Genomic DNA, 21,833 nt, shown 5'->3' with positions numbered 1-21,833 from the left:
CGCCTGATAAGAATCCAGCGTTCCATGTCCGGAACAGGACACGGAACGCCTTCTCCTGGTGCGGTCATCGGCGTCCCCGCCTGTACCGCTCTTTCACAGTGCCACATGGTGGTTAAGAAACCCTTGCTTCTTCTGGTCAAAAATATCCCGGGGGAGCCCGCAGGGCGGGGGCAGAGCCCCCAGCAACGCCAGTCACCCAAAGCATCCGTGCACGAACCAGCGCGGAACATCGCCACGGTCATCACCCAGCACGCCATCGCGGTAGATCCACAGCCGGTGTCCTGCCTGTGCCTCGACCCGGTAGTAATCGCGCAGTCGGGTGCCCGGGCGGTCGTTCCACCATTCGGGTGCGATCCGTTCGGGCCCGGCAAAGCGGGTCACGCGGTGGGTCTGTTTGCGCCAGACGAATTGTGCGGGCGGTCCCTCTGGCACGGCGTAGAGCACGCGGATTTCCTCGGGGTTGTCGAACAGGCAGGGGGGGCGGTCCTGTGCGGCCAGAGCGGCAGGATCGGCGTCATGCAGCGACATCGCCGGCAGCCAGCCCGCTGCGCGTTCGGGCAGGTGGCTGGGCAGCGGGGCGGGTACCTGCACCGCATGATGGCCCAGACGGGCCACCAGCCGGTCGATCAGCTGGGCCGCTTGCGCACCGTCATCGGCGCGCCCGTCCAGCCAGGTCTGCACCTGGCGCATGTCTTCGGCCATATCCGCGCTCAGCGTGATCAGATCGAACCCAAATCCAGGGTCGATCCGGTCCAGCCTGTCACCCCAGAGCCGCATCAGATGCGCGGGATCGCGGCTGGGCCGGGCCGTCGCTGCGCTGAGCTGAGACACCTCGCCATCGGTGCGGTAGACCGTCACCGTTACGCGGCGTGCGCCAAATCCGGCAGCACCGAGCGCGTCACACAGATCCTTGCACAGGTCCGGCAGATAGGCGGTTGGGTCCTGCACGGGTTCGGCCAGTCGTGCCTGTACGGCAAAGCGGGGCGGCTCTGCCTCGGCGTTCACGGGTTCGGGCAACCGGCCCTGCAACTGGTCCAGCCGCGCCAGCGGGTTCTGCGGCAGGGCCGTCGTGGCAAAGCGTCTGGCCAGGCTGACACGCGGCACCGCAGCCAGATCGCCTATGGTTTTCAGCCCCAGCCGCTGCAACAGCAGCACGGTATCCCCCTCTAGCCGCAGCGCGCGGGCTGGCAGGGGGGCTGTGGCCTGCGCCAGCCCATCGGGGGTGACGACGGCCCGCACGGGACCAAAGCGTGCCAGCGCCCAGGCTGCGCCATGGGTGGGGGCCATGGCCAGCCGGGTGGACAGGCCCAGCAGGCTGAACTGGCCTTCGATTTCGCGCAGGAGTGCCGCCTCGCCTCCCCACAGGTGATCAGAGCCTGTCGTGTCCAGCACCAGCCCGTCATCACCGTCCAGCGCCGTCCAGGGACACCAGCGCCGCGCCCAGAGCATCAGCCGTTCCAGCGCCATGCGGTCGCCGTCGGTGTCGGCCCAGGCCACCCGCAGCGCGGGGCACAGCGCGCGCATGTCCACGACCCTTGCGCCTGGCTGAATGCCGGCCATGCGGGCCGCGCGATTGACCGCATGCACGATGGGGCCATGCGGACCCTCGACCGACAAGGCGACAGGCAGATCATCCGGGGGCGCATCCTGTCGCCCCGCAGCCCAGCGCAGCCAGCGCGCAATGGCCAGATCCTCGAACTGGATGCTGACGATGCGCCGTTGCAGCGGGTCGCGATCCGTCCGCGGGGCCTCGGGGGGGGCGGTTTCAGCCTTGCGCGCTGCCGGCACCGGAGGCGTTGTCGGGCGATGCGGCCGCACCGCGCGCCACAATGGTCCGGGCCCGGGGGCGTGAGTGGGTGCGCGGGGGGCGTCCTGATCCGGGACGCGCAGCTGTGTCAGGCGGCTCATCCAGTCCCCCCTGATCTAGGCGCGCGCGGCGGCGGGCATGGCGGTGTCGGGTGCCGTGGCATGGCTGAGCACCAGACCACGGTGATCCTGTCGCGCCACCCAGGACCCCGGCGCACGGCCCCGGGCGCGAAACAGTTCGGCCTGCCACAGCGGTGCCCCCGGCGCGCGGTTGTCATAGGGTTCGGGCAGCGCGGGCAGCGCAGCGATGCGCCAGCGCTGGCGTGCGGCACTCAGGTTAGGGGTGGCGGCACGGCGGACCAGCAGGGCAGGCACCGCCCGCGCCTCGGCCCGCAGGGCCAGCCGCTTGGTCGCGGTGAAATCAAGGGCAGGCGGGTCGCCCCAGACCTCGCCCAGGACGGCACAGACGCCGCTGCTGTACAGCGCCTCTTCCATGGCCCACAGGACATCGACGGGACGGTTTGCCATGACATGCAGCAGTTTCAATCCGCGCGGCAGTCCGGCCAGATAGGGGCGGCCCGCCTCGCGCCGTGAAATACGGTCCTGCACCCACAACACCGGGCGCGGATCACCCGCCAGCGCCGCCAGCTGCGCGCACACAAACCCGATCACCGCCGCATCCAGCGTGCTGGTGGCAAAACATTCCGACAGTGTCGGTTCCAGCGCATGCACATGGTCCATGGCCTGGTCTGCACCGGGAAAGAGGCTGTCCGACGGGTCCTGCACGGGGGGCATCCGATTCCATTTGTTCCTGATTTGTTCTAGTCCGTTCCGCCGGTTTCGTCAATTCGCGGGACCGTGTTCGCCCTCGTCAGGCAGAGGGTGATCGGCTAAGGTCTTGCGAGACAACAAAAGGATTTTTAGCATGTTTATCGGGTTGGACCTGGGCACGTCGGGGCTCAAGGGAATCGTGATCGATGACAACCAGCGTGTTCTGGCCGAAGCCGTCGCACCCCTTGCAGTGCAGCGCCCGCATGATGGCTGGTCCGAACAGGACCCCGCCGACTGGATCGCGGCCGCGCAGCAGGTCATGGGCGGCTTGCGCGATCAGGTCGATCTGTCGGCTGTGCAGGGCATTGGCCTGTCGGGACATATGCATGGTGCCACACTGCTGGACAGCAATAACGCGGTACTGCGCCCCTGCATCCTGTGGAACGATACCCGTGCCGCGCGCGAGGCGGCAGTGCTGGACGACAACCCCGACTTTCGTCGCCTGACCGGCAATATCGTCTTTCCCGGTTTCACTGCGCCGAAACTGGCCTGGGTGCGCAACCATGAACCCGAGCTGTTTGCCCGCGTGGCCAAGGTCCTGCTGCCCAAGGATTACCTGCGCCTGTGGCTGACCGGCGAGCATGTCGCAGAGATGTCGGACGCGGCAGGCACCAGTTGGCTGGACGTGGCCGCGCGCGACTGGTCTGACGATCTGCTGGCCGCGACCGGGCTGGACCGTGATGCGATGCCCCGTCTGGTCGAAGGATCACAGGCGTCAGGCATGTTGCGCCCAGCGCTGGCGTCTGACTGGGGCATGGGACAAGTCGTCGTTGCAGGCGGTGGCGGCGACAATGCGGCCAGCGCCGTGGGCGTGGGCGTGGTGCAGCCTGGACAGGCCTTTGTGTCGCTGGGGACCTCTGGCGTGCTGTTTGCCGCCTCTGCCAGCTATCAGCCCGATGCGGCCAGTGCGGTGCATACGTTCTGTCATGCATTGCCTGACACCTGGCACCAGATGGGCGTGATCCTGGCCGCAGGCGACGCGATCAACTGGTGGGCAGGGATCGCAGGGGCGAAAGCGTCTGATCTGACGGCGCACCTGGGAGAGCTGCGCGCACCGGGCGGCGCGCTTTTCCTGCCTTATCTGGGGGGAGAGCGCACACCGCACAATGACGCCGCCGTGCGCGGCCAGCTGATGCATCTGGATCATGCCACTGACCGCGACGCCATCACCCGTGCCGTGCTCGAGGGTGTCACCCACGCGTTTCGTGACAGCTATGACGCGCTGACGGGGACCGGCACGCAGATCGACCGGCTGATCGGTGTCGGCGGTGGCACGCGGTCCGACTACTGGGTGCAGGCGATCGCTACGGCACTTGGTCTGCCGGTGGAAATTCCGGTGGCCGGTGATTTCGGCGGCGCATTCGGGGCTGCGCGCCTGGGCCTGATGGCTGCGACCGGCGCGGGTGTCGAGGCGGTTGCCACAACACCGCAGATCGCGCGGATTGTGGAACCGGTGGTCGCGTTGCAGGACGATTTTGTTGCCGCCCATGCGCGGTATCGGGCGTCCTACGGGGCGGTGACCGGGTCGGGGGCGCTGCCCCCCGCCTGACGGCGTCCCCCGGAGGTATTTTTGGCAAGATGATGCACAGGCGGCATGCCCCCTGCATACGGTGTTTGCCACAGGCGCGAAACGAAAAGGGGGCCGCGGATCGCGGCCCCCTTTGGAATCAGGTTGGTCGGGGTCAGTTCAGTTCTGCTGCGTATTCCGCATCGAGCCGCGCCTGAACATCGGCGACGGTTGCGAGCATGGAATCCAGTGCCGCGTTGCCGCCTTCGACGTTTTCACGGAACCAGTCCTGCACCGGGGCTGCGGCCTCGAGGAACATCTGCTTTTCCTCGGGGGTGGGGACGTAGATGTCGCCGCCGCCGTCAACAAAGGCCTGGTAGGCCTCGATGGATTTCCGCTTGGGCGAGGCGAATGTCGCCTGCTGCAACTGGTAGAATCCATCGGCCACGACCTTGCGCAGATCCTCTGGCATGGACATGAATTTTTCGTTGTTCATGAACCACAGCGCGCCCATGTAGGCGTGGCCGTCCAGGGTCAGATACTGCAGGCCCGCATCGGGGAATTTCATCGACATGATGTCGGTGATGCCGTTCTTCGTGCCCTCGACCACGCCGGTTTGCAGCGAGGTGAACAGCTCTGGCCACGGAATGCCCGTGGGCGAGGCCCCCAGCGCGGAGGTCAGCACCTGCGGCAGTTCTGCCGGAACGGTGCGGATTTTCAGACCTTCGAGATCAGAGGGCTGCTGCACGCGGCGTTGCGTGTTGGCAAAGTTGCGCCAGCCACCGGTGTTGCCGATGGTCATCAGGCGCACCTGATCGTCAGAGGCGTCGCGCACCAGCTGGCGCATGGTCGCCACGAATGGCGATCCGTTGTCCAGCACGGCTTCGGCCACGCGGTCGTCGGCCATCAGGTAGGGCAGGTCCAGCACCTGCACGAAAGGAAACAGCGAGGCCGTACCGCCGGAGGTCGAGATGTAGACGTCGATCGACCCTTCGGCCACGCCCTCGAGGCATTCCTCGCCGGTGGAACACAGCTGCGTGCCGATGAACATCTCGACGGCGATCTTGCCGTTCGACGCGCTCTCGACGTAGTTCTTGAACACGACCAGACCGTCGTAATCCTCGTCGTTTTCGTTGGAATTGGCCGTTGCGCGGATGGTGAATTCCGTGTGGGCCTCGGCCCAGGCCGCGGTGGTGCCCGCCAGCATGGCGGCGGCCAGGGCCCCGGTCAGCAGATGTTTCATGGTCTCTCTCCCTTGGTTGGTGACGTCAGTCTCTTGTTATTGGGCGAACCCCGTCAAGCGGGGAATCGTCATGGATATCTCGGGGATATATGTGATCAGAAATATGACAAAAATTTCGACCGCGAGAAACGGCAGGATCGCGCGGGCGATGGTTTCCACCCGTTCGCCCGAGACGGTCGAACTGACGAACAGCACCAGCCCCATCGGCGGCGTGGCGAGGCCCACGGTGAGGTTCACGCTCATGATCATGGCGAAATGGATCGGATCGACGCCGAGGCTGACAAAGATCGGACCCAGGATCGGGCCGAGGATGATGATCGCGGGGCCCGCATCCAGAAACATGCCTACGACGAACAGCAGTATATTGATCAAGAACAGCAGGATCAGCGGATTGGACGACAGCGACAGCATGAAATCCGACATGATCTGCGGCGCGTAGGACAGGGACACCACCGTCTTGAACGCGACCGCGGCACCCACCAGCAACAACACGGCCGCGGTGCCAAGTGCCGATTTCGACAGCACCGCCCAGAGGTCGCGCAGGGTCATCGAGCGCAACACGAAAAAGCTGACGATCAGCGCATAGGCCACGGCGACGGCAGAGGCTTCGGTCGGGGTAAACACCCCCAACAGGATGCCGCCCAGAATGATGATCGGGGTTTGCAGCGGGGCCACGGCCTTTTTGCAGATCAGGCGGAAATCGGGGCTGACACGTTCACGCAGGCGCAGAAGGCCGAAATGCACGGCAATGACCGACACGGCATAATGCATCCATCCGCCAAAGCCATTGGCCGTCATGATCAGCCCCGTGAGCGCAAAGACCAGATAGCCAAGGTTCAGACGCAACAGCGCGAAACTGACCCAGTATTCGGTCCGGCTGATGGTCTGTCCGGGGCTGACGATGCGTTCGGCCTTGGGCAGGTCATAGCGGTCGGCCATCAGCCGCACGGTCAGCATCAACCCCAGCCCGACCAGAATACCCGGCACGATACCGGCCAGAAACAGGGCCGCGACGCTCTCGCCCATGACGTAGGCGTAGATGATCATGATGCCGCTGGGGGGGATGATCGGGCCGATGACGGAACTGGCCGCGGTGATCGCTGCGGCAAAGCGGCGTGTATAGCCGTTTTTCTCCATCGCGGGGATCAGGGTGGAGCCCAGCGCCGAGACATCCGCCACCGCAGAGCCCGACATGCCTGCAAACAGGAACGACGACAGGATGTTCACATGCGCCAGACCGCCGCGGAAATGGCCGATGAGGGCCTGCGAAAACTCGACCAGCCGCATGGTGATGCCGCCGCGGTTCATGATCTCGCCTGCCAGCATGAAGAACGGCAGCGCCATCAGCGGAAAGCTGTCCATGCCGTTGTAGAAATTGCGGTAGAGACCCGCCACCACGTTGCGTTCGTCGCCTTGCAGAAGGATCAGCGCGATGGGCGAGGCCATCAGGGCAAACACGATGGGCAGGCCGATCAGGATCAGCAGCAAAAACAGGGGCAGGAACCACAACAGCATTATTCGGCCCCCACCGCATCGGTGCCCGGCAGGGGGCGCAGCCGGTCGGCCCCGCCCAAAAGCGTCACGATCTGGCGCAGCATCAGTTCGGCATTCACGAGGATGAGCAGGCTGATTCCGACCCACAAAGAGGCAAACATCCACCAGTTGCGAAACCGGATGGTGTCACCGCCAAAGATGTCCAGCGGCAGGCGCAGCGCAGGCAGGCGGCCCCGGCCCGACATCGTGTCGATATGGTTGTTCAAACCGCGTTCCCACAGGATCAGCAGCACCCACATGGTGATCGTCAAGAGCACCAGCGACAGCAATGCTGCCATAAGGCGGGGCAGGGCGCGTTCCAGCATGTCGATGCTGACGAAGCCGCCCCGGCGGTAGGCGACGGGGGCCATCAGACCGGTCATCCACAACATGCCGAAACGGGCGGCCTCTTCGGTCCAGTTGGGGGCGTCGTTGAGCACATAGCGGAAAAACACCTGACCCAGGATCAGGGCTACCATGATGGCAAGTGCGATCACGGCCGCAATCCGGCCGATGGCCAGCAGCGTCGTGTTCAGTTTCTCGAGGGGCCAGAGGACCCCCAACAGGACCGGCATGCCGGCTCCTCCCCTGTCTGTGTGCCCTGTGGCGGGCGATGGCGGGGGCGCTGCCCCCCGGCTACGCCGCCCCCCGGAGTATTTCGGGCAAGATGATGCCTGTCAGTCGCCCTGGAATGCCCCGTATTTGCCCGCGTGAAACACCAGCGGTTCGCCGCCGCCGTGATGCGCCTTGGTCACCCGGCCGACGACGATGACATGATCGCCCGCGTCGTGGGTTGCCTCGAGGCTGCATTCGAAGGTGGCAAGCGCGCCTTCGATGATGGGCATGCCGCAATGCGACAGGTGGGTCGGCACCTTGGTGATTGCGGTTTTCGACGCGATGATCGCGGCACAGATGTCGCGCTGGTCGGATGCCAGCACATGCACCGCAAAGCGGCGCGAACCCGCGAAATGTTCGAACCGCTTGCTGGCCTTTGCGGGGGACCACAGCACAAGCGGCGGGTCCAGCGAGACACTGGCAAAACTGTTGGCCACGATGGCGACCGGCCCCTCGGGGCTGTCGGTCGTGATGACGGTCACGCCGGTGACGAATGTCCCCAGCGCCCCGCGAAAGCTGTCGGGGTCCGATGACGGGTCGAAGGTGGCGATGGTGCCTGCGTCCATGCTCATGCGACTTCCTCTCCGCGGGCTGCGGTATACAGTGCGAACCATTGCGGCCGCGTGAGTGCGATGTTCAGTGCGTCTGACAGGGCCTTGATCCTTGATAAGGTGTTCGTGCCCATGACGGGCAGGATTTTGGCAGGATGCGCCAAGAGCCAGGCGGTGGCAACGGCGGCAATGTCGGTTCCCGTGTCTTTTGCGATGGTTTCCATCTCGGCCGTCAGGGCGGCGTTCGATCCGTCCATCAAACTGCCGCCGCCAAGGGGCGACCATGCCATCGCGGGTTTGCCCAGGCGTTGCAGATGCGCCAGATCGCCGTTCACAAAGGCATCGCGGGCGGTCAGCGACAGTTCGATCTGGTTGGTCGCAAGCGGTGTGTCCATTGCAGATTGCAGCAGGTCCCAGTCCCAGGGGCGGAAATTCGACACGCCCACGGCGCGCACCTTGCCTGACGCCACCAGATCATCCAGCGCGCGGCCGGTCTCAAGATGGTCCATCAGCGGGTCGGGGCGGTGGATCAGCAACAGATCAATCCTGTCCAGCCCCATCAGCGACAACGACGCATCGACGGACGCCTCGATGTACGCGCGGGTGGTGTCATAGTATTTGACCGGCGCACCTGCATGGCGGCCTGCATCGACGACGATATCGCATTTGGTCACGACCTCGATCTGGTCGCGCAGGGCGGGAGCCTGTTTCAGCGCGGTCCCCATGATTTCCTCTGCCATGTAGCCGCCATAGATGTCGGCCTGGTCCATGGTGGTGATGCCCTGGTCCAGACAGGCCTCGATCTTGGCCTGTACGTGGGCGGGGCTGGTGTCGGCGTCATCGCCCAGACGCCACATGCCGTAGACGATACGGCTGAAGTCGAGGTCGTCGGTGATCGAAATGCGGTCCATTAGCGGCGGTCTCCTGCGCCCAGGGGCGTCATCGGTGTGGTGGCGGGCACGCGGCCATAGGCCTGCGGCAGCGAACAGGTTTTCAGATGTGGCATGACGCGGGCGCCGAAATGCCGGGCCTCATCGATATGCGGGTAGCCGGAAAAGATAAACGCGCGAATGCCCATTTTCTGATAGGCTTCGATCTTGGACATCACCTGATCGGTGGACCCCACGAGGGCGGCCCCACACCCGGAGCGCGCGCGTCCGATGCCGGTCCACAGCCCCGGTTCGACATAGCCGAACTGGTCCGCCAGTTCACGCGCACGCGCCTGATGCGCCACACCCAGCGAGATGGAATCATGCGCCCGGTCGCGGATCAGCTTTCCGTATTCGTCGTCCAGTTTGCTGGCGATGTAATCGGCGTATTCGCGGGCCTCGGCCTCGGTGTCGCGTACGATCATGTGTACGCGCAGGCCGTAATCGAGTGTCCGGCCGTGGGATGCGGCCCTTTGGTTCACGTCGCGCATGCGCTGGGCCAATTGGTCCATGGTTTCGGGCCACATCAGATAGACGTCGCATTGCGCGCCGCACAGTTCCAGTGCCGCGGGGGAATAGCCGCCGAAATACAGCAGGGGGCCGCCGGTCTGATAGGGGCGTGCGGGATCCGTCGAGACGCCCGCGAACTGGTAGACCTCGCCGCTGAAATCAATCGTGTCCCGCGTCCAGGCCTGTCGCAGGATCTCGACCACCTCGTGACTGCGGCGATAGCGGAACGCGCTGTCGGCGACCTCTCCGGGGAAATCGCTGCTGATCACGTTCAGGGTCAGGCGCCCCTGCAACATGTGATCCAGCGTGGCCACGGTGCGTGCCAGCATGATGGGCTGCATTTCCCCGCAGCGGATGGCGGCGAGGAAATTGATGCGTTCGGTCAGGGGGGCCATGCCCGCGACATAGGACAGCGTGTCCTGACCGACCTGATAGGACGAGGGACACAGCAGGTTGCGAAATCCCTGCTTTTCCGCCTCCAACCCGATGTCGCGGCAGTGATCCCAGCTGGATCGCAGATCGCCGTCGGGGACGCCGAGAAACTGGTAGTCGTCAGAACAAAGCGCCGAAAACCATGACACCTCTGCGGCATCAAGGTCGGGGCTGGTGATGGGTACGATTGTCTGGTTCATCCGACTTGCGTAGCACTGGCCCTGACGTGTAGCAATAGTGGATCAATTCGGACAAAGCATGGCAAAGACACTACCCAAGTATATCGCGGTCAGCGAAAGGTTGATCCGTCAGATCACGGCGGGGCACCTGGCTGATGGCACCCGGCTGCCGGGCGAACGCGAGATGGCGCGCGATCTTGGGCTGTCGGTCGGCACCCTGCGCAAGGCGCTGGCCGTGCTGGCGGACAAGGGGCTGCTGGACCGGGTGCAGGGGTCGGGCAATTACGTCCGCCACCGCGCAGACGTGACGTCCATCTACAGTTTCTTTCGGTTGGAACGGCCCGAGGGTGGCGGTTTCCCCTCTGCCCGCGTGCTGGACGTTGGCCGCAATCCGCGCCCGTCCTTTGCCCCGCGTGGCTGGACCCACCCGCAGGCCTGGCGCATCCGGCGTCTGCGGCTGCTGGATGATCTGCCCGCCGCACTCGAGGAAATCTGGATCGACGGCTGCCATGCGCTGGGCGTGCGCGATTTGAGCGAATCTCTCTACCGCGCCTACAGCGCACGGCTGGGTCTGACGATCACCCGGATTGCGGATCGGATCGGAATGGGGCAGGTGCCGGACTGGGCACCGGTCGATTTCGCCCTGTCCCCCGGCACGCCATGCTGCCTTGTCTGGCGCGAGGGCTGGGAACAATCTGCAACGCCGATGGAGGTGTCGCGGACATGGTTCGATCACGACAAGGCACGCTATGTCTCGCGCGCAGGAAAAGGCTGAAAAGTTGAAAATGTTGAATTACGGAATCGTCGGCTGCGGGATGATGGCCCGCGAGCATATCCAGAACATCGCCCTGCTGGATGATGCCCGCGTGGCGGTCGTCTTTGATCCCGTGCCGGAGCTTGCACAATCGGGGGCCGCGCTGGCCGGGGGCGCGCGTGTTGCAGACAGTCTCGAGGATCTGCTGTCTGAACCTATGCTGGACGCCGTGGTCATCGTCAGCCCCAACGATTGCCACGTCGCGCAACTGCGCCAGATCACCCAGACCCGGCCCGTCGCGGTCCTGTGTGAAAAACCGCTGTTCACCGATCCCGCGGACATGACGGCCGTTGAGGGTATTGTCGCCCGGCACGCGGCCCCGATCTGGGTCGCGATGGAATACCGCTATATGCCACCCGTCGCCGCATTCCTTGCGCAGGCGCAGGCGGCAACCGGCGGGATCAAGATGCTGACGATCCGCGAACACCGTTTTCCGTTTTTGCCCAAGGTTGGCGACTGGAACCGGTTCAACGCGCGATCCGGCGGGACATTGGTGGAAAAATGCTGCCATTTCTTTGACCTGATGCGTGTCATTCTCGCATCCGACCCGGTCCGGGTCATGGCCAGCGCCGGGCAGGACGTGAACCACCTGACCGAAACCTACGACGGCCAAGCCCCCGATATCTGGGACAACGCCTATGTCATCGTCGATTTCGCCAACGGAACCCGCGCCATGCTGGAATTATGCATGTTCGCCGAAGGGGCGCGCTATCAGGAGGAAATCACCGCAACCGGACCGCAGGGGCGCATTGACGTGCAGGTGCCGGGGCCGGGGCGGTTCTGGCCGGCGGCCCTTGGTCCTGCACCCACGGCACAGCTGACCGTCAGCCCGCGCAGTCCAAAGGGGCCGCATACCCTGGAAATCCCCGTCGATCCGGTGCTGCTGGATGCGGGCGACCACAATGGATCGACCTTTTACCAACACCAACGCTTTGCCGCTGCCGTGCGCGGTGCAGGCCCGGTCGAGGTGACGCCCGCAGACGGCATCTGGGCTGTGATGATGGGGCAGGCGGCGCAGGAATCGGCCCGCACCGGACAGGCCGTGACACTGACACCACCAAAGGACATCCCATGATCGACCACATCGACGCGCTGCTGGACCAGATGACGCTGGCAGAACAGGTGCAACTGCTGTCCGGCGCTGATTTCTGGTCGGTCAAGGCACCCGACCGTCTGGGCCTTGGCACGCTGCGGGTCACCGATGGGCCCAACGGCGCGCGCGGTGGCGGGTCACTTGTGGGCGGCGTCACCGCTGCGGCCTTTCCGGTCGGCATCGCGCTGGGCGCGACATGGGACCCTGACCTTGCGCATGAGATCGGCACGGCCCTCGCGGCAGAGGTCAGATCAAAGGGCGCGCATATGCTGCTGGCCCCGACGGTGAACCTGCACCGCAGCGTCACCAATGGCCGCAATTTCGAATGCTACGCCGAGGACCCCGAACTGACCGCCGCGCTGACCGTGGGCTATATCCGCGGCCTGCAATCCCAGGGCATCGCCGCCACGATCAAACATTTCGCAGGCAACGAATCCGAGATCGAGCGCACGACCATCAACAGCGACGTGGACGAGCGGTCGTTGCGCGAACTTTACCTGCGCCCCTTCGAGGCTGCGGTCAAGGACGCGGGCACCTGGGGGATCATGTCGTCCTACAATAAACTGAACGGCACCTATACGGCTGAAAACGCATGGCTTTTGACCAAGGTGTTGCGCGACGACTGGGGCTATGACGGGATCGTCATGTCCGACTGGTTCGGGTCGCGCAGTACCAAGCCAACCATGGATGCGGGCCTTGATCTCGAAATGCCGGGTCCGACCCGCGACCGAGGCGACACGCTGGTGCAGGCGGTCGAGGCAGGCACGGTCGATGCCGCCACCGTGCGCCGCGCCGCGCGCAACATGCTGGTGCTGATGGACCGCACCGGGGCCCTGCGTGACCATAGCCCGCATCGCGAAGTTGCGGATGATCGCCCCGCCACCCGCGCCTTGATCCGGCGGGCAGGGGCTGCGGCAACCGTCCTGCTGCAAAACGACGGTATCCTGCCGCTGGCACCGCAGGGCACGCTTGCCGTGATCGGCCCGAACGCGAAAACAGCCCGCATCATGGGTGGCGGTTCGGCCCAGTTGAACCCGCATTACAGTGTTGCACCGTGGGATGCGCTGCTGGACCGGATGGGGGCCGATGCGCTGACCTATGCACCCGGTTGCACCAACCACCGCTGGGAACCCCTGCTGACGGGTGATTTCGACGTGGCCTACCGGCCCAAGGATCAGCCTGATGCCGAGCCCGTCCACACCACGACCACCAACGGGGCCGAGATGTTCATCATCCCGCCCATCGGTGACGGCACGTTGTCCCCCAGCGACGTGCACGTGACGCTGACCGGCACCTATACCCCCACCGACAGCGGCACGCACCGCGTCGGCATCACGGCCACGGGCCCTTGTGCGATCTACCTCGATGATGCGCTGATCGTGGACGGGCGCGACTGGCAAAAGGGCCGCACCTTCTTTGAGGAAGGCTGCGACGAGGTGGTGGGCAGCATCGACCTGACCGCCGGCCAGACCTACGCCGTGAGGATCACCGTCACCGCCCGCAGTGGCGACAACCTGCAATTCACCGCCCTGCGCGCCGGGATCGGCAAACCCATGGGCGACGCAGAGATTGCCGCTGCCGCAAACGCCGCCGCACAGGCCGACCGCGCCGTGGTCTTTGTCGGGCGGTCCGGGGAATGGGACACCGAAGGGTCCGATCTGGAAGACATCACGCTTCCGGGTCGTCAGGACGATCTTATCGCCGCTGTCGCTGCGGCCAATCCCAACACCGTGGTCGTGCTTCAAACCGGTGGCCCCGTGGAAATGCCCTGGGCTGGCGATGTGGCCGCCATCCTGCAAGCCTGGTATCCGGGCCAGGAGGCGGGTCATGCCATCGCTGACGTGCTGTTTGGCGACGCAGACCCCGGCGGGCGTCTGCCGCAGACATTCCCGGCAAAATGGTCCGACAACCCGACCCAATCGCAGGACCGCCAGGTCTATCCCGGTCTGGACGGGACCGTCCGATACGCCGAGGGTCTGCTGATCGGCTATCGCCACTACGACCGCCACGGCATCACGCCGCTGTTCCCGTTTGGTCACGGGTTGTCCTATACGCAGTTCGCCCTGTCGGACCTGTCCGTCACACCAACCGACACCGGGGCCAGCGTCACGCTGATCGTGACCAACACCGGCGACCGCGCGGGGACCACGGTCGCACAGATCTACGTGTCCGAGGATGCGCCACAGGTGCCCCGCCCCGACAAGGAGCTGGAGGGATTTGCCAAACTGTCACTTGATGCAGGCGAGGCGCGGACGGTGACAATCCCGCTGGATCACCGGGCCTTTGCCTATTGGGATCAGGACGCGCAGGGCTGGCGCGTGGACGCAGGCACATTCACGATCCATGCGGGGTTTTCGGCAACCGACCTGGTTGCGCAGGCGCAGATCGCGCTGAAAAACTGGACGGGGGCGGCCTAGCCCCCGGCCATTTCCTTGACCATGTCGAAATCGTAGATGCTGCGCGCAGTCAATTCGCGTGCAATATCTTCACGCCCCAAGGCACTGAATTGGCGGTATATTTCGACATGCGTATGTTCCGTGCCCAGCCCGCAATCCACCAGCTGTTCATAAACGGCGCGGCCTTCTTCGACGCGTTCCAGCATCATCAAGAGCCGCGCCTTGGCCGCCAGCAGGCGCTGCGCACCATGGGCGGGTTTCAACCCGCGTTCCAGAACGGCGAGCGATTCTTCCAGTCGATCGGGGTTGCGGCGGATCATGTCCGAGGTCATCAGATGCACCTCGATGAAACGGTGGTCCGCCACGGCCAGCCGGTTGTAGATTTCCCAGCATTCGTCGCGTTCCTTCATCCGCCACAGACGCCAGCCCAGTTCCGCCTGATAGGTCGGATGCCAGCCCATCAGGTTCGATGCCTTGCGTAGCTGGAACAGCGCCGTCTTGTCCGCCCCCTGGCTGAACAGCACGTCCGAGATGCGTTTGCGATAAAGTGGTGTGTCAGGGGCCGCCGCGATGGCGCGACGCTGGCATTCCAGCGCCGCGTCCACGTCACCGGCGGCAAACAGCAGCACACCGCGCGCCGAGGTCAGGGCAGGGCTGCCGTCCAGCTTGGAAAAGGCGCGTTCCAGCATGTCCAGTGATTTGGCAATCTTGGATTTGTTGGTGAACGCCCGGTTCAGTTTCTTGCCGCAGGTCAGCCGCCAGTCACGGACCACGATGTCCCACATATGGAAATCGCTGCGACCCTCGGGGTCGTATCCCTTGGGTGCGATCGTGTTCAGCTCGGCCAGGGCCCTGCGGCCCTGCGGAAAGACGTTGCCCTTTTGCCGGGTCATCGCGGGATCAAACGGATAGAAGTTGTCCGGCGTCACGACATCGGCGGTCAGCCCCAGGTTCACGGCACCATGCACGACGTTTTCGAGTGGCCGGAACCAGAACGCCGCATGCAAACGGTCCAGTGCCGTGTCGGTGTTGCCCTGCGCCAGATGATGCAGCGCGGAATAGGTGTTCACCGTCGCCATGGAATCGTCACTGTAGCTGGGCCGCGCATAGGCCAGGTCACGGATATCCTCGCAGGCGGCCAGATCGCCTGTGGTCACCGACAATTCGCACAGCAACTGGTAGGCGAATGATTTGTCCAGCCCGTCATCCATGTAGGCGCGGATGATGCGACGCGCGCGGGCGGGATCGCCCAACTCCTTTTGGCGTTCGATCAGGAAATGCAGGCACTGGCCCACGTCGCCCATGTTGATGAACAGGGTTGATCGCGCCTCCAGACGGTCAGTCATCCGGTCCATCGCGGCGGCCCGGTCCTGCGGCGACAGCGCGTCCTCGACCGCTTGTAGGCTGCATCCGCCGATGGTCATGGCGGTCTGGCTGAACGCCGAGGAGGGGGGCCCGTAGATGTTCTTGCAGCGCGACATCGCAAAAAGTTCGAGGAAATCGCGCGCCCCCGGTGTCAGGTCCGTATCCCCCAGCAGGTCGTCAAACCCCTGTACGCGGGGATCGACCTTGCGCAGGCGTTCCACCTCGACCGGCGTATCGGAAAAGATCAGCACCCTTGCCGCGGGATCGGCCAGCGTGCGGCCCAGATGCTGTTCGTAGAATTCACGCGGAATGAACTTGTTGGGCCACAGCTTGTTCGACGTGATCGGGTCATAGATGATGTCGCCGCGCCGGATGTGGTAGGCGGTCAGCTTGGTCCCGGCGAATATACTGTCGATCCGTTCGATCATCGCGCGCACGGGGGCGCTGAAACGGATGCTCTCGACGGCCAGAGGCAGGCGGGCTGCGACCTCCTGAGGGTTTTCCCACGGCAGGACGGTGACCCCCATCGCGGCTCCGGACAGAAAACTGGACCCCTGCGCGATTGCGGCGCGGAATTTTTCGGGCGTCCAGCCCGTGTGCTGGGTCAGCGTCGACAGGTCGATCAGGTCGTCATAGACCTCACCCAGCACATCGCCGTCAAAGAAATGCTGCGCCACCCAGTCCGCGTCAAAGATCGCAGTCGGATCGCGCATTTCCTCTGACGTGCGCCCGCCGGTGGTCCAGCCGACGAAAAACGGCAGATCATAGTCCCGCGTGATGCGAAGTGCGTTCAGCATCGCGATCATGCGCCCGCCCATGCGGTCGTTGCGATGGGAAATGATGCTGCCCTGTAGGTCGGCGGGGGTCATGCTGCTGCCTTTGATTGCGCCTCTTGCGGGCGTTGGGATCGAACATGGCGCGAATTGCGCCCTTGGTCAAAGCCCTAGCGTTAAAGCATGCAGCAACTGTGGCCGGTTGGCGGCAATCCCATGCCTTTGGTCAGCGTCCCAGACGGCGGGCGATATCTTCGGCCAGACGGGTCAGTGCCACCCCCTGTGCGGCCACGGCACCGGATTGATCGGGCGCGGACATCGGGATCACATAGTCAAAGGCCTGTGCGCTGTTGGGATAATCGATCCCGTCACCACCGATGAAATACTGGCCCGACAGGCGGTAGGTGCCGGTGACCGCGCTGCCCAGCATGTCGGTCACACGCACATCCACCACCACGTCGGGGATCGACGGGAACGGCCACGGCTCTGGCCCGACGACGGCCGACAGGATGTCATCCATCTGCCGGGCCAGCGCCAGTGTCACGCCGCGCCCGGGATCGTCCGCCGACAGCAGATCACCGTCCGACGTGATGACACCCGGTGCGGTTTCCAATGCGATTTCCTCTGACGCGGCATAGGCGGGCAGCGTCACATCGCGCAGCACCACCGTGCTCATGCCCGCGGTCAGGTTCAGTGCCGACGGCGGCACGGGGGCCGACAGGCGGGTGGTCGTGGTGCTGCACGCGGCCAGGGCCGCAACCCCAAGGGCGATCAATGCTGGTTTCATGGTCATGGTCTATCGCCCCGTGATGAGTGAGTTCGGATTGCGCTGGATGGTCCGCGCAAGGTTTGTGATCGCATCCGCGGCCTCTTGGATCCCGCGCAGCACGCTCGAGATATCGTTGTTGAACCGCGACCGCTCGCCGTAGCTGGCGATGACCTCGCCGGACGAGGTGATCAGCGCACCGGCCTGATTGGTCAGGTCGGGCAGGGTGTTCGCGGCTTCTTCGATGGCCTGCGCCGCATCGGACGCGGATTGCAGTGCGGCATTCACGTTTTCGATCGCACCGCCCTCGCGCACCTCTGCCAGCGTCAGCTGCACCTCGTCCAGCGCAGAGGACAAGGACGCAGGCAGCGCCTGTGCCGACGGCGTGGCGGTGATGTCGGTCACGCTTTGCAGCAGTTGTGTTGCAGCGGCCGACAGCTCGTCCAGATCCATGCGCGCGGCCTCGGCTGACAATGCGTTCAGCTGCTCGGTGATTTCCGGCAATTGCTGGGACGCCGTGTCGATGCTTTGCGCAGCAGAGGCTGCCGCGTTGATCGCTTCGGTCAGGCGGGCCGAGATGTTCTGCGCCGTCAGGTCCGACAGGATCTGGCCTGCCTCGTCTGCCACACCGCGCAATTCGCCGGGCAGGGCCTGCACGTCCTGGCTGGCGATCAGCAGACGTGCCTCGTCCAGCAGCTGGTTCACAAAGACCGGCACCTCTTGCAAGTCGTCGTTCGTCGCCACCTGTTCGATTGCGGCCAGCGATGCCTCGGCCTGTGCAAGCAGTGCGTCCAGTTGCAGGGCATTGGCCTTGGCGATGACCTGTTCCAGCTGGGTCGAAATCTCGGGCAGGTTTTCGGTGCCGGCAGAGACATTGGTCAGGATACCGTCCAGCTGGCCCGCGATATCGGCGTCACCCACGGCCCGGATGATCCCCGACAGACCGCCGATGGTGTCCTCCAGCGTGTTCAGCAGGTTGTTCACCTGTCCCGGCACGGCCTGAATGGCCTCACTGCCGACAACATCGCGCACATCCGCCAACAGACCCGCCACCTGTTCCGGCGTGTCGATGACGCCATCCGAACGCAGCAAGGCGTTGGCGCTGTCCATCACGTCGATGGCGGCGGCCAGCAGTTCCTCGATCGGCAGATCGTTGATCCGCGCCAGCACGCCTTCGGCCTGATCGGCGACATCGGTGATGTTCGAGGCCGTCGTGGGTATGATCGGATAGGGCTCTGCGCTGACATCCAGCGTGGCCTGTGCGGCGTCTGCGACCTCGATCAGTTCGACCGTCAGGTTGCCCGACAGCAGGTTGCCCGTGACCAGCCGCGCCCGCAGGCCCTGATCCACGAAACTTGCCAGCAAATCCAGTGCGTTCTGCGGCGTTGCTTCTTCGCCCAATCCCAGACGGCCGGGTTCGATGGCCAACACCGTGCGCAATTCGACACGGCGGCCTGCAAATTCATCCTCGACAACCACGGCCCCCAGTTCAGAGACCTGACCGATGCGGATGCCCTGAAACCGTACGTCGGACCCCACGGACAGGCCGCTGACCGATCCGTCGAACAGCACCGCCACGTTCAGTTTCGGGCGGCCCACCTCGTTGAACAGGCTGGACCGTGCCGATTCCTCGTCGGTGAACAGATCAAAACTGGCCCCGTCGGTGATCGGCGATCCACCCGAGACCACCGTGTCGAATGCCACGCCGCCTTCGATCAAGGAGGCAAGCGAGCTGACATCAACCGACACGCCGCCCGCCCCCAGCGAGATGCTGAAACCCGCCGTGTCCCAGAACCGCGTGGAGGAGGTGATCAAGGCGTCATAGGGTTCCGCCACGAATGCACTGACCGAAACGCTTAGCCCGTCGGGTGACAGCACGGGTTCGGACAGGACACCGACCTCGATGCCCTGATGCAGCACAGGTGCGCCAGCCGACAATGCACTGCCTTCGGTCGTGCGCAGCACGATTTCGGTGCCTGTCTGGCCCGGAGGCGACACCGGCGCGCGTTCCAGACCGACAAAGGAGGTCTGTGCCACGTCCGCCTCGCGGTCCCAGTCGCCTTCGATGTAGACGCCGGACAGGACCGTATCCAGACCGGTGATCCCGCGCACGCTGACATCCGGGCTGATGATCCAGAACTTGGCATCCTGATCCATGAACGGCCAGACCGCCTGATCGACGCGGGCAAAAACCAGAACCTCTTGCAGGTCGTCGGAAAATTCGACCCGTTCGACCGTGCCCACGGTCACGTCACGGTATTTGATCTCGGTCTCGCCCGCGTTGATGCCGGATGCGCTGGGAAATGAAATCTCGATCTCGACACCGCGGTCGGAAAACGATTGCCAGGCCACGCCGACCGACACCAGCAGCGCAAGGATCGGCACCAGCCAGACAAAGGACAAACGCCGCCAAAAGCTGGGCTTGCCCGGTTTCATGTCGAGTTCCGCGGCAGCGTATTCTTCAGTCATGGCGGACAGGTTCCTCTTCATCCCAGATCAGACGTGGGTCGAACGCCAACGCTGACAACATCGTAAATATGACCGACAGCCCAAAGCTGAGCGCCGCAATACCCGGATTGATGGTTGCGACGGCATTCAGTTGCACGAGTGCCGACAGAATGGCAACGACGAAGACGTCGATCATCGACCAGCGCCCGATGAATTCCACCACGTCATACAGTTTGTGGCGCTGGTGCTGGTTGCGGCTGGACCTGTGTTGCACAGCCCAGGCCAGATAGGCGATCGCGATGAATTTGCCGACCGGAATCATGATCGAGGCGATAAACACGATGGCCGCGATCCCGTAGCTGCCATAGTGGACCAGCTCGATCACGCCGCCGATGATGGTCTGCTCCGACCGGTCAAACAGTGTCGAGGTCAGCAACATCGGATAGATATTGGCCGGGATGAACGCGATGATCCCGGCGACCAGCCAGGCCCAGACCTTTTGCAGGCTTTCGGTGTCGCGCGACCGGATCGGTCCGTGGCACCGCTTGCAACGCACGGCACCGCCCGCATGGACCTGTCCACACCGGCGGCAGCCGATCAACCCCGCCTGCCGGGCGGTGATCAGTCGCGGGAGGTCAGGTCGAGAGCTTTCCAAACGGTATACCTACTCATGATGCGGTCGTTGAAGATGGTGATGATGACCAGCGTGACAAAGGCCCAGAACGCAGGTCCGATGGTGACCTGCGCCATGCCCGTGATCTTGACCAGGGCCACGGCCACGCCGACCATGAAAATCTCGGCCATGGCCCAGGGGCGCAATTGTTCGGTCATGGCAAAGGCGATGCGCGCGCCCGGACGGGGTTTGTGACCCAACACCAGTGGACCTACCGCATAGATCAGCGCCAAGAGACGGGTCAGCGGCAACACGATGATGAACAGCGCCACCGCGATGGCGACCGGCACGCCATTGCCGGAACTGAACGCCATGATCGCGCTCAGCACCGAGGTTTCATTGGTGAACCCGGCCGCATTGATGTCCAGAAACGGAAAACTGATGGCTGCCATCATCAGGATCACGGCCGCACAGGCCAGGCTGACCATCTGCACCAATGCATCTGACCGCCGGGTGACCAGCACGATACCGCAGCGCACGCAACGCGCGCTGCCACCCTCGGGCAGGGCGCGTTCGATATGCAGCGTGTCGCAATGCGGACAGGCAATCAGATCATCCAGGGGTGGCAGTGACATGGATTCCAACAGGGTTTGCACCGCAGTACGATTGCGGCTGGTCAGGTGAACCCGTGGCATCATATTCCGGACAGAGACCTGAAATGACGTCAGAAAGGGCATTATTCGTGTCAAACTATTCTATTGAGCCGCCAAGGCAACCCGCGCTTGCCGTGGTGGGATCAGACTTGCGTTACCCCGTCGCCCGGATTTTCTGCATCGGCCGCAATTACGCCGACCACGTGGCCGAGATGGGCGGCGACGTGACCCGCAGTGCGCCGATCTATTTCACCAAATCGGCACATCACCTGCTGACCGATGACGCCGACATGCCCTATCCGCCCGGCACGCAGGATCTGCACCACGAGGTCGAACTGGTGGTTGCCATCGGCGCATCTGCGACCGGCATCGACAGAACCGCGGCAGACAGCGTCATCTGGGGATATGGCGTGGGGCTCGACATGACCCGTCGCGATTTGCAGGGCACCGCCAAAAAGGCAGGCCAACCCTGGGACACGGGCAAGGATTTCGCGGGCTCGGCCATCATCGGTGCGCTGACCCCGGCCTCGGAATTTCACCTGACCGAGCAAAAGATCCATCTGTCCGTCAATGGCGAGACCCGTCAGGACTCGCCGCTGGCCGCGATGATCTGGTCGGTGCCAGAGATCATCGCAAACCTGTCCACGCTTTATACACTGATGCCGGGCGATATCGTCATGACCGGCACACCCGCCGGTGTCGCGGCGGTGAACAGAGGCGATACGCTGGTCGGGCAGGTCGACAGGCTGGCCCCGGTGCGCACACGGATCGTGTGA

The 21,833-nt window shown here is 64.3% G+C and carries 18 protein-coding genes; 5 read left to right on the top strand and 13 right to left on the bottom strand.

Going from position 1 to position 21,833, the window contains the following annotated elements; translation table 11 throughout:
- Nucleotides 1-192 precede the first annotated feature (192 nt).
- Both AN189_RS09710 and AN189_RS09705 read right to left on the bottom strand, forming a co-directional pair.
- Nucleotides 193-1,908, bottom strand: coding sequence for a DNA polymerase Y family protein (locus tag AN189_RS09710; RefSeq protein WP_083484344.1), 1,716 nt, complete (start codon nucleotides 1,906-1,908; stop codon nucleotides 193-195).
- 15 nt (nucleotides 1,909-1,923) lie between these two features.
- Nucleotides 1,924-2,601 carry an ImuA family protein gene (locus AN189_RS09705; protein ID WP_056034738.1) on the bottom strand — a complete coding sequence of 226 codons (678 nt, stop codon included), beginning with the start codon at nucleotides 2,599-2,601 and terminating at the stop codon, nucleotides 1,924-1,926.
- A gap of 130 nt (nucleotides 2,602-2,731) precedes the next feature.
- Between AN189_RS09705 and xylB the strand changes: the two genes are divergently transcribed.
- A complete protein-coding gene (gene xylB / locus AN189_RS09700) occupies nucleotides 2,732-4,186 on the top strand; it encodes a xylulokinase (RefSeq protein ID WP_056034734.1) in 1,455 nt (484 codons plus the stop codon).
- A gap of 133 nt (nucleotides 4,187-4,319) precedes the next feature.
- Here xylB and dctP read toward each other — a convergent pair whose 3' ends face one another.
- From dctP to AN189_RS09670, 6 genes are all read right to left on the bottom strand, one after another.
- Complete coding sequence (dctP, locus tag AN189_RS09695; RefSeq protein ID WP_056034731.1) at nucleotides 4,320-5,387, bottom strand: TRAP transporter substrate-binding protein DctP; 1,068 nt, start codon at nucleotides 5,385-5,387, stop codon at nucleotides 4,320-4,322.
- A 36-nt stretch (nucleotides 5,388-5,423) separates the two neighbouring features.
- Nucleotides 5,424-6,902, bottom strand: a complete 1,479-nt coding sequence (locus tag AN189_RS09690) for a TRAP transporter large permease (protein ID WP_056034729.1) — start codon at nucleotides 6,900-6,902, stop codon at nucleotides 5,424-5,426.
- Nucleotides 6,902-7,495 carry a TRAP transporter small permease gene (locus AN189_RS09685; RefSeq protein WP_056034726.1) on the bottom strand — a complete coding sequence of 198 codons (594 nt, stop codon included), beginning with the start codon at nucleotides 7,493-7,495 and terminating at the stop codon, nucleotides 6,902-6,904. Before AN189_RS09685 ends, AN189_RS09690 begins: the two co-directional genes overlap by 1 nt.
- Before the next feature lie 102 nt (nucleotides 7,496-7,597).
- Nucleotides 7,598-8,101, bottom strand: coding sequence for a flavin reductase family protein (locus tag AN189_RS09680; RefSeq protein ID WP_056034724.1), 504 nt, complete (start codon nucleotides 8,099-8,101; stop codon nucleotides 7,598-7,600).
- A gap of 2 nt (nucleotides 8,102-8,103) precedes the next feature.
- A complete protein-coding gene (locus tag AN189_RS09675) occupies nucleotides 8,104-8,997 on the bottom strand; it encodes an aldo/keto reductase family oxidoreductase (RefSeq protein ID WP_056034722.1) in 894 nt (297 codons plus the stop codon).
- Nucleotides 8,997-10,157, bottom strand: a complete 1,161-nt coding sequence (locus AN189_RS09670; RefSeq protein WP_056034720.1) for an LLM class flavin-dependent oxidoreductase — start codon at nucleotides 10,155-10,157, stop codon at nucleotides 8,997-8,999. Before AN189_RS09670 ends, AN189_RS09675 begins: the two co-directional genes overlap by 1 nt.
- A gap of 58 nt (nucleotides 10,158-10,215) precedes the next feature.
- On the opposite strand from AN189_RS09670, the gene AN189_RS09665 reads away from it, so the two are divergent.
- From AN189_RS09665 to AN189_RS09655, 3 genes are read left to right on the top strand one after another with little or no spacing between them, the layout of a single operon-like run.
- Complete coding sequence (locus AN189_RS09665; RefSeq protein ID WP_056034717.1) at nucleotides 10,216-10,911, top strand: GntR family transcriptional regulator; 696 nt, start codon at nucleotides 10,216-10,218, stop codon at nucleotides 10,909-10,911.
- 10 nt (nucleotides 10,912-10,921) lie between these two features.
- Nucleotides 10,922-12,025, top strand: a complete 1,104-nt coding sequence (locus AN189_RS09660) for a Gfo/Idh/MocA family protein (protein WP_056035049.1) — start codon at nucleotides 10,922-10,924, stop codon at nucleotides 12,023-12,025.
- Complete coding sequence (locus AN189_RS09655; RefSeq protein ID WP_056034715.1) at nucleotides 12,022-14,460, top strand: glycoside hydrolase family 3 protein; 2,439 nt, start codon at nucleotides 12,022-12,024, stop codon at nucleotides 14,458-14,460. The genes AN189_RS09660 and AN189_RS09655 overlap by 4 nt, the downstream gene beginning before the upstream one ends.
- Here the strand turns inward: AN189_RS09655 and AN189_RS09650 are convergent.
- From AN189_RS09650 to AN189_RS09630, 5 genes are all read right to left on the bottom strand, one after another.
- Nucleotides 14,457-16,673, bottom strand: a complete 2,217-nt coding sequence (locus AN189_RS09650) for a hypothetical protein (RefSeq protein WP_056034712.1) — start codon at nucleotides 16,671-16,673, stop codon at nucleotides 14,457-14,459. The two genes, AN189_RS09655 and AN189_RS09650, sit on opposite strands and share 4 nt — an antisense overlap.
- Nucleotides 16,674-16,803: 130 nt before the next feature.
- The gene (locus tag AN189_RS09645; RefSeq protein WP_157057442.1) at nucleotides 16,804-17,370 is read right to left on the bottom strand and encodes a membrane integrity-associated transporter subunit PqiC; all 567 of its coding nucleotides are present in this window, start codon (nucleotides 17,368-17,370) and stop codon (nucleotides 16,804-16,806) included.
- 3 nt (nucleotides 17,371-17,373) lie between these two features.
- Complete coding sequence (locus tag AN189_RS09640) at nucleotides 17,374-19,812, bottom strand: intermembrane transport protein PqiB (protein WP_056034708.1); 2,439 nt, start codon at nucleotides 19,810-19,812, stop codon at nucleotides 17,374-17,376.
- Nucleotides 19,805-20,446 carry a paraquat-inducible protein A gene (locus AN189_RS09635; RefSeq protein ID WP_056034705.1) on the bottom strand — a complete coding sequence of 214 codons (642 nt, stop codon included), beginning with the start codon at nucleotides 20,444-20,446 and terminating at the stop codon, nucleotides 19,805-19,807. Before AN189_RS09635 ends, AN189_RS09640 begins: the two co-directional genes overlap by 8 nt.
- Entirely contained in the window at nucleotides 20,413-21,039 is a 627-nt protein-coding gene (locus AN189_RS09630; protein ID WP_056035043.1) for a paraquat-inducible protein A, read from the bottom strand. Before AN189_RS09630 ends, AN189_RS09635 begins: the two co-directional genes overlap by 34 nt.
- Before the next feature lie 167 nt (nucleotides 21,040-21,206).
- Here AN189_RS09630 and AN189_RS09625 point away from each other — a divergent pair, with 167 nt between their 5' ends.
- A complete protein-coding gene (locus AN189_RS09625; RefSeq protein ID WP_253279592.1) occupies nucleotides 21,207-21,833 on the top strand; it encodes a fumarylacetoacetate hydrolase family protein in 627 nt (208 codons plus the stop codon).

The sequence above is a fragment of the Loktanella sp. 3ANDIMAR09 genome, assembly GCF_001420005.1.
GTDB lineage: Bacteria > Pseudomonadota > Alphaproteobacteria > Rhodobacterales > Rhodobacteraceae > Loktanella.
The sequence above is the reverse complement of the archived record's forward strand: the minus strand, read 5'-3'. Positions and strand labels throughout refer to the sequence as shown.